This window comes from Delftia sp. ZNC0008 (genome assembly GCF_000799035.1).
GTDB lineage: Bacteria > Pseudomonadota > Gammaproteobacteria > Burkholderiales > Burkholderiaceae_C > Comamonas > Comamonas tsuruhatensis.
On sequence record NZ_JTKZ01000091.1, the window covers coordinates 1 to 7,290 of the forward strand.

Below are 7,290 nucleotides of genomic sequence, written 5' to 3' on the forward strand. Positions count from 1 at the left end.
CCCCCGCTGCGGCAGCGCCGCCCACCACGCCTGCAGCGGCGGCCGCCTTGGCAGGTGCGCTGCGGGTGGTGGCAGGTGCCGGCTTGCCCTTGGATTTGACGGCGGTCTTGCCTGTCGGCCTCGCAGCTGCCTTGGCCGCAGGCTTGGCGGGGGCCTTCGCGCCGCTCTTGGCCGTGTTCTTCGCCGGTGGCTGCGGCTTGGCAGACGCCGGGACGGCCATGCAGGACAGGGCTGCGGCCAGCAGCAATGACAGGCCTGCAGGCAGGGCTCGCAGGCCCGTCGGGTATCGATCGTTCATATGCTCTTATTTTTGCAGCAATCCATGCAGGCGACTGGCGCAAAGATTGACAAATTCTTTCAGTATGCAACCGGCGTTCCGGCGGGCATGGCTGCCCGCAGCCATCGCCACGAGGCATGACCCCCATCTCCATGAAATCGCACGACATCACCAAAGACATCGCGCTTGAAGATGACAGATCGATGACTTGTGCGAGAAAATCCATTCAACTTCTCCTAATGAGAAGCCTTAACCCCACCACATGAAGAATTCAGAGCGCAGTTTTGCACGGCGCATAGACCTTACCTCCTTGCAGCTGTTCGTGGCTGTCTGCGAACTTGGCAGCATCGGACGAGCGGCAGAGCGCGAGTTCATCGCCGCTTCGGCGGTGAGCAAGCGCCTGTCCGACCTCGAGGCCACCGTGGACACGGCCCTGCTGTATCGCCACAGCCGTGGCGTGACACTCACTCCTGCCGGCGAAAGCCTGCTGCACCACGCGCGCAACGTGCTGTATGGCCTGGAGCGCATGCAGGGCGAGCTGTCCGAGTACGCCGATGGCGTGCGTGGCCATGTACGCATCCACGCCAATATGTCGGCCATCGTGCAGTTCCTGCCGGAAGATCTGGGCGTCTTCGCGCGCAAGCATGGCCAGGTCAAGATCGACCTGCAGGAGCAGCTCAGCCCCGCCGTGCTGGCGGCGGTGCAGGAAGGCACGGCCGACATCGGCATCTGCTCCATGGCATACATGCCGCTGGGCAATGGCCAGGCCACTCCCGCGCTGCAGCACCGCCCCTACCGCGAGGACCGGCTGGTCGTCGTGGTGCCCGAGCAGCACGCGCTGGCGCACAGCGACAGCGTGGCCTTTGCCGATGTGCTCGAATGGGACATCGTCAGCCTGCAGGCCGGCTCCTCCATCAGCCTGGCCATGCGTGCGGCTGCGGCCCAGGCCGGGCATGCGCTGCACCAGCGCATCCAGGTCACCAGCCTGGATGCCATGTGCCGCATGATCGACAACGGCCTGGGCGTGGGACTGATCCCCGACCGTGCCTTCGAGCTCATGCACGGCGTGGGCCATCTGCGCGCCCTGGAGCTCAGCGACGACTGGGCACGGCGCGAGCTGAGCATCGTGGCGCGCGACTTCGACGCGCTACCCGTTACGGCCCGCCTGCTGGTGGAGCACCTGAGCCCGCCGGCCAGCGCATCCTGAAGGCCCCTTGCCAGCCGGATGCACATCCAAGAATTTCCCCACGACACCAACCATTCGAGAACGCCATGGGACGCACCCTCTACGACAAGATCTTCGACGAGCATGTCATCCACACCGAGGATGACGGCACCGCCGTCCTCTACATCGACCGCCACCTGGTGCACGAAGTCACCAGCCCCCAGGCCTTCGAAGGCCTGCGCATGGCCGGTCGCAAGCTGTGGCGCATCAGCTCCGTGGTGGCCACGGCCGACCACAACACACCCACCGACGGCTGGGAGCGCGGCTATGACGGCATTGCCGACCCCATCAGCAAGGAACAGATCACTACGCTGAACACCAACATCGGCGAGTTCGGCTCTGCGGCCTTCTTTCCCTTCATGGACAAGGGCCAGGGCATCGTCCACGTCATGGGTCCCGAGCAAGGCGCCACCCTGCCCGGCATGACCGTGGTCTGCGGCGACAGCCACACGTCCACGCATGGCGCCTTCGGCGCACTGGCCCACGGCATCGGCACCTCCGAGGTCGAGCACGTGATGGCAACCCAGACCCTGCTGGCCAAGAAGGCCAAGAACATGCTGATCAACGTCAGCGGCAAGGCGGCGCCCGGCATCACGGCCAAGGACATCGTGCTGGCCATCATCGGCAAGATCGGCACGGCCGGCGGCACGGGCTACACCATCGAGTTCGCAGGCGAGGCCATCCGCGACCTGAGCATGGAAGGCCGCATGACGGTCTGCAACATGGCCATCGAAGGCGGCGCACGCGCCGGCCTGGTGGCCGTGGACGATAAGACCATCCAGTACGTCAAGGGCCGCCCGCTGGCCCCCACCGGCGCCGAATGGGACGCCGCCGTCGCCTACTGGAAGACGCTGCACTCCGATGCCGATGCGAAGTTCGACCGCGTGGTCGAGCTGCAGGCCAGCGACATCGTGCCGCAGGTCACCTGGGGCACCTCGCCCGAAATGGTGCTGGGCGTGGATGCCCGCGTGCCCGATCCCGACAAGGAAAAGGATGCCAGCAAGCGCGGCGCCATCGAGCGCGCGCTGACCTACATGGCGCTGGAACCCGGCAAGGCCATCGACGACATCTTCGTGGACAAGGTCTTCATCGGCTCGTGCACCAACAGCCGCATCGAAGACATGCGCGAAGCCGCCGCCGTGGTCAAGAAGCTGGGCCAGAAGGTGGCACGCAACATCAAGCTGGCCATGGTGGTGCCCGGATCGGGCCTGGTCAAGGAGCAGGCCGAGCGCGAAGGCCTGGACCAGATCTTCAAGGCGGCAGGCTTTGAATGGCGCGAACCCGGCTGCTCCATGTGCCTGGCCATGAACGCCGACCGCCTGGAGCCCGGCGAGCGCTGCGCCTCCACCAGCAACCGCAACTTCGAAGGCCGCCAGGGCGCGGGCGGACGCACCCACCTGGTGAGCCCCGCCATGGCCGCTGCCGCGGCCATCCACGGCCACTTCGTGGACATCCGCAGATTCTCCTGAACCCGCAACTGCCCCGCCAGCACACCATGAAGCCTTCCTTCTCGATCCTCCTGATCGGCCTGGCCTTCACCCTGGCCGCCTGCAATACCGTCAAGGGCATTGGCCAGGACGTGCAAAGCGCGGGCAGCGCCATCGAACGCGCCGCCCGCTGAACCCTGAATTCGATACTGCCATGCAACAATTCACCGTGCACAAGGGCCTTGTCGCCCCCATGGACCGCGAGAACGTCGACACCGACGCCATCATTCCCAAGCAGTTCCTCAAGTCGATCAAGAAGACCGGCTTCGGTGTGAACCTGTTCGACGAGTGGCGCTACCTGGACCATGGCGAACCCGGCCAGGACCCGGCCTCGCGCAAGCCCAACCCCGACTTCGTGCTCAATCAGCCGCGCTATGCGGGCGCCTCCATCCTGGTCGCACGCAAGAACTTCGGCTGCGGCTCCAGCCGTGAGCACGCGCCCTGGGCCCTGGACCAGTACGGCTTTCGCGCCATCCTGGCACCCAGCTTCGCCGACATCTTCTTCAACAATTGCTTCAAGAACGGCCTGCTGCCCATCGTGCTGCCCGAAGCCACGATCGACATGCTGTTCAACGAGATCGCCGCCTTCCCCGGCTACGAGCTGACCATCGATCTGGATCGCCAGGTGATCGTGCGCCCGCAGGGCGAGGAGATCCCCTTCGACGTCATTGCCTTCCGCAAGTACTGCCTGCTCAACGGTTTTGACGACATCGGCCTGACCCTGCGCCATGCCGACAAGATCCGCGCCTACGAGGCCGAGCGCCTGGCCACCAAGCCCTGGCTGGCCCACACGCTGGTGCAGCGCTGATCGATCTCCACTTGCGTGCATCAATGGGCCGCGGGCGTTGCTGAACCAGCCGCCGGCGGCCTTCCACCATCCGAACAGTCTCTCAAAAGGAACACCATGAAAATCGCAGTCTTGCCCGGTGATGGCATCGGCCCCGAAATCGTTGCGGAAGCCGTGAAGGTGCTGGGCGCCCTGGGCCTGGACTTCGACATGCAGACCGCCCCCGTGGGCGGCGCTGCCTACGAAGCTGCCGGCCACCCGCTGCCCGAATCCACGCTGAAGCTGGCCATGGAGTCCGACGCCGTGCTGTTCGGCGCCGTGGGCGACTGGAAGTACGACACGCTGGACCGCCCGCTGCGCCCCGAGCAGGCCATCCTGGGCCTGCGCAAGCACATGGGTCTGTTTGCCAACTTCCGCCCGGCCATCTGCTATGCGGAGCTGACCCATGCCTCCAGCCTCAAGCCCGAACTGGTCGCAGGCCTGGACATCCTCATCATCCGCGAGCTGACCGGCGACATCTACTTCGGCCAGCCGCGCGGCCGCCGCGTGGCCACCGACGGCCACTTCCCCGGCGCCGAGGAAGCCTTCGACACCATGCGCTACTCCAAGCCCGAAATCGAGCGCATCGCCCACGTGGCCTTCCAGGCCGCGCAAAAGCGCAGCAAGCGCGTGACCAGCGTGGACAAGGCCAACGTGCTGGAAACCTTCCAGTTCTGGAAGGACGTGGTCACCGAGGTGGGCCAGCAGTACCCCGACGTGCAACTGGACCACATGTACGTGGACAACGCCGCCATGCAGCTGGTCAAGGAACCCAAGCGCTTCGACGTGGTGGTCACGGGCAACATGTTCGGCGACATCCTGTCCGATGAAGCCTCCATGCTCACCGGCTCCATCGGCATGCTGCCCTCCGCCTCGCTCAACGCCAAGGGCCAGGGTCTGTACGAGCCCAGCCATGGCTCGGCCCCCGACATTGCGGGCAAGGGCATTGCCAATCCGCTGGCCACCATCCTGTCGGCCGCGATGATGCTGCGCTTCTCGCTGAACCAGGAAGCCGCCGCCCAGCGCATCGAAGCCGCCGTGCAAAAGGTCCTGGCCCAGGGCCTGCGCACGGCCGACATCCACAGCGAAGGCACGACCAAGGTCTCCACCCGAGAGATGGGCGACGCCGTGGTGGCCGCGCTGGCCTGACGTCCACGACAGCCGCGAGCCTCCGGGCTTGCGGCTGCCCGGCCTGGCCAGGATTTTCCAGAACTTGGCAAAGCGTCAAAACAGACGTCTGCTTTTCGCCATTTCGACGAAGATATTCATCAAACAGACATTCTCTTTCCTGGCGTATTCGCTAGAATGACTGCTCTTATGTTTGCCGCCTGCCCGTTCCTCCTGCTGAACATTGCACCCGCCGCCCAGGCTGGTGTGGCAGTGCGCGCAATCACATCCACAACCATTACGACAATCAAAGGCTGACCCAGCCCGGTTCGTCGTGCGCCCTCACCTGGCCCAGACGAGCCGGGCGACAACAGTCTTGATCCAGCACTGTTTTCACACTGAAAGGGCGTTTCAAAAATGAGCAAGCAATTGGTAGGCCTGGTGGGCTGGCGCGGCATGGTCGGCTCCGTGCTGATGGACCGCATGCAGGCAGAGGGCGATTTCGACCTGATCGAGCCCGTTTTCTTCTCCACCTCCAACGCCGGCGGCAAGGCCCCGGCCATGGCGAAGACCCACACCGAGCTGCGCAATGCCAACGACATTGCCGAGCTGTCCAAGTGCGACATCATCATCACCTGCCAGGGCGGTGACTACACCAAGGAAGTCTTCCCCCAGCTGCGCGCCTCGGGCTGGAACGGCCACTGGATCGATGCCGCATCGTCGCTGCGCATGGAAGGCGATGCCGTCATCGTGCTCGACCCCGTCAATGAAGGCCTGATCCAGTCCAAGCTCGCCGCGGGCGGCAAGAACTGGATTGGCGGCAACTGCACCAACTCCATCCTGCTGATGGGGCTGGGCGGCCTGTTCAAGGCCGGTCTCGTGGAATGGGTCAGCTCCATGACCTACCAGGCAGCCTCCGGTGGCGGCGCCAACCACATGCGCGAACTGCTCAAGGGCATGGGCGTGGTGCATGCGGCCGTGTCCGACGAGCTGGCCACGCCCGCCTCCGCCATCCTGGATATCGACCGCAAGGTGGCCCAGACCATCCGCACCGATGTGCCCACCGAATTCTTCGGCGCGCCTCTGGCTGGCGGCCTGATCCCCTGGATCGACGCACAGCTGGACAACGGCCAGTCCAAGGAAGAGTGGAAGGGCCAGGCCGAGGTCAACAAGATCCTGGGCACGGAGCAGACCATTCCCGTCGACGGCCTGTGCGTGCGCATCGGCGCCATGCGCTGCCACAGCCTGGCGCTGACCCTCAAGCTCAAGAAGGACCTGCCCCTGCAGGAGCTGGAAGCCATCATCAAGTCCGGCAACCCCTGGGTGAAGTGGGTGCCCAATGAACGCGCCATCACCGTCAAGGAACTGACGCCCGCCGCCATCACCGGCGGCCTGGAAGTCGGCGTGGGCCGCGTGCGCAAGCTGAACATGGGCCCCGAATACCTGTCGGCCTTCGTGATCGGCGACCAACTGCTGTGGGGCGCCGCCGAGCCGCTGCGCCGCATGCTGCGCATCCTGCTGGCCGCCTGAGCACCGCCGGCTTGAGCCAACACAAAAAGCGCCATGTCCTGGCCCGGGACATGGCGCTTTTTTCGGCTTTAAACCCTGTGCGATTGGGCACAATGCCCAAGTCTCTTGTCCCCTGACTGTAGGCGGTTGCCTACAATCACCGAAGATACATTGTGTTTCTTCTCGTTGCCGTTCGACAACAACTGGCAGCGTTCACCGGCAACCAGACGCTTGCGATCCTATAGCGTGGCCGACAATGCGACCCAAGCACCTTGGTATATGGCGTGCCATCTATCCCCGGGTAAATTTCAATTACATGTGCAAACGCGGGCATCCTCACAATAACAATAGTGCCCGCCCAATTGCATCCACACAGGTTTGACGCTTTATGCATCGTTGGAAACTCTCTGTGCTGGCCGCTGCGGCCGTCGTCTCGGTCGCACTGCCCGCCTCCGAGGCCTGGGCACTGGCTCTGGGCCGGGTGAACGTGCAATCGGCCCTGGGCGAGCCCCTGCGTGCCGAAGTCGAAATCCCCCAGATCACGGCGGCTGAAGCCGAAGGCCTGCGCGTGGGCGTGGCCTCTCCCGGCGTCTTCCGCACCCAGGGCATGGAGTACAACGCCACGGCCAGCCAGGTGCGCGTCAGCGTGCAGCGTCGCGCGGACGGATCGGCCGTGCTGCGACTCACAAGCACCCAGCCCGTCAACGAGCCCTTTGTCGATCTGGTGATCGACGCCAGCTGGGCCTCGGGCAACCTGCAGCGCAACTACACCTTGCTGCTGGATCCGCCCACCCTGCAAAAGCTGCCGCCTGCCGTGACGGCTGCGGCCCAGGCCTCCGCCCCCGAACCGGGACGCGGA

The 7,290-nt window shown here is 64.9% G+C and carries 7 protein-coding genes and 1 pseudogene; 7 read left to right on the forward strand and 1 reads right to left on the reverse strand.

Annotated features, from left to right (window positions below; all coding sequences use genetic code 11):
• Window positions 1–298: pseudogene (locus L995_RS03200) on the reverse strand (sel1 repeat family protein); the annotation flags it as partial.
• A 241-nt stretch (window positions 299–539) separates the two neighbouring features.
• Between L995_RS03200 and L995_RS03205 the strand changes: the two are divergent.
• The 7 genes from L995_RS03205 to L995_RS03235 all read left to right on the forward strand — a co-directional run.
• A complete protein-coding gene (locus L995_RS03205; protein WP_016447761.1) occupies window positions 540–1,484 on the forward strand; it encodes a LysR substrate-binding domain-containing protein in 945 nt (314 codons plus the stop codon).
• Window positions 1,485–1,549: 65 nt separating this feature from the next.
• Complete coding sequence (leuC, locus tag L995_RS03210) at window positions 1,550–2,971, forward strand: 3-isopropylmalate dehydratase large subunit (RefSeq protein ID WP_047469104.1); 1,422 nt, start codon at window positions 1,550–1,552, stop codon at window positions 2,969–2,971.
• 26 nt (window positions 2,972–2,997) lie between these two features.
• Entirely contained in the window at window positions 2,998–3,123 is a 126-nt protein-coding gene (locus tag L995_RS03215; RefSeq protein WP_012207035.1) for an entericidin A/B family lipoprotein, read from the forward strand.
• Between the two features lie 20 nt (window positions 3,124–3,143).
• Complete coding sequence (gene leuD, locus L995_RS03220) at window positions 3,144–3,797, forward strand: 3-isopropylmalate dehydratase small subunit (RefSeq protein WP_016447763.1); 654 nt, start codon at window positions 3,144–3,146, stop codon at window positions 3,795–3,797.
• Window positions 3,798–3,893: 96 nt separating this feature from the next.
• On the forward strand, window positions 3,894–4,964 hold the full coding sequence (gene leuB / locus L995_RS03225) for a 3-isopropylmalate dehydrogenase (protein ID WP_016447764.1): 1,071 nt from the start codon (window positions 3,894–3,896) through the stop codon (window positions 4,962–4,964).
• Window positions 4,965–5,339: 375 nt separating this feature from the next.
• Window positions 5,340–6,452: an aspartate-semialdehyde dehydrogenase gene (asd, locus tag L995_RS03230; RefSeq protein ID WP_034363802.1), complete on the forward strand. Its 1,113-nt coding sequence runs from the start codon at window positions 5,340–5,342 to the stop codon at window positions 6,450–6,452.
• A gap of 367 nt (window positions 6,453–6,819) precedes the next feature.
• Window positions 6,820–7,290, forward strand: a 471-nt coding sequence (locus L995_RS03235; RefSeq protein WP_442855449.1) for a type IV pilus assembly protein FimV, incomplete at its 3' end; no start/stop codon positions are given.

What these genes read in the sequence shown, in the direction of transcription:
- L995_RS03205 (WP_016447761.1), top strand. Translation starts at nt 540, where the DNA reads ATGAAGAATTCAGAGCGCAGTTTTGCACGGCGCATAGACCTTACCTCC.
- leuC (WP_047469104.1), top strand. Translation starts at nt 1,550, where the DNA reads ATGGGACGCACCCTCTACGACAAGATCTTCGACGAGCATGTCATCCAC.
- L995_RS03215 (WP_012207035.1), top strand. Translation starts at nt 2,998, where the DNA reads ATGAAGCCTTCCTTCTCGATCCTCCTGATCGGCCTGGCCTTCACCCTG.
- leuD (WP_016447763.1), top strand. Translation starts at nt 3,144, where the DNA reads ATGCAACAATTCACCGTGCACAAGGGCCTTGTCGCCCCCATGGACCGC.
- leuB (WP_016447764.1), top strand. Translation starts at nt 3,894, where the DNA reads ATGAAAATCGCAGTCTTGCCCGGTGATGGCATCGGCCCCGAAATCGTT.
- asd (WP_034363802.1), top strand. Translation starts at nt 5,340, where the DNA reads ATGAGCAAGCAATTGGTAGGCCTGGTGGGCTGGCGCGGCATGGTCGGC.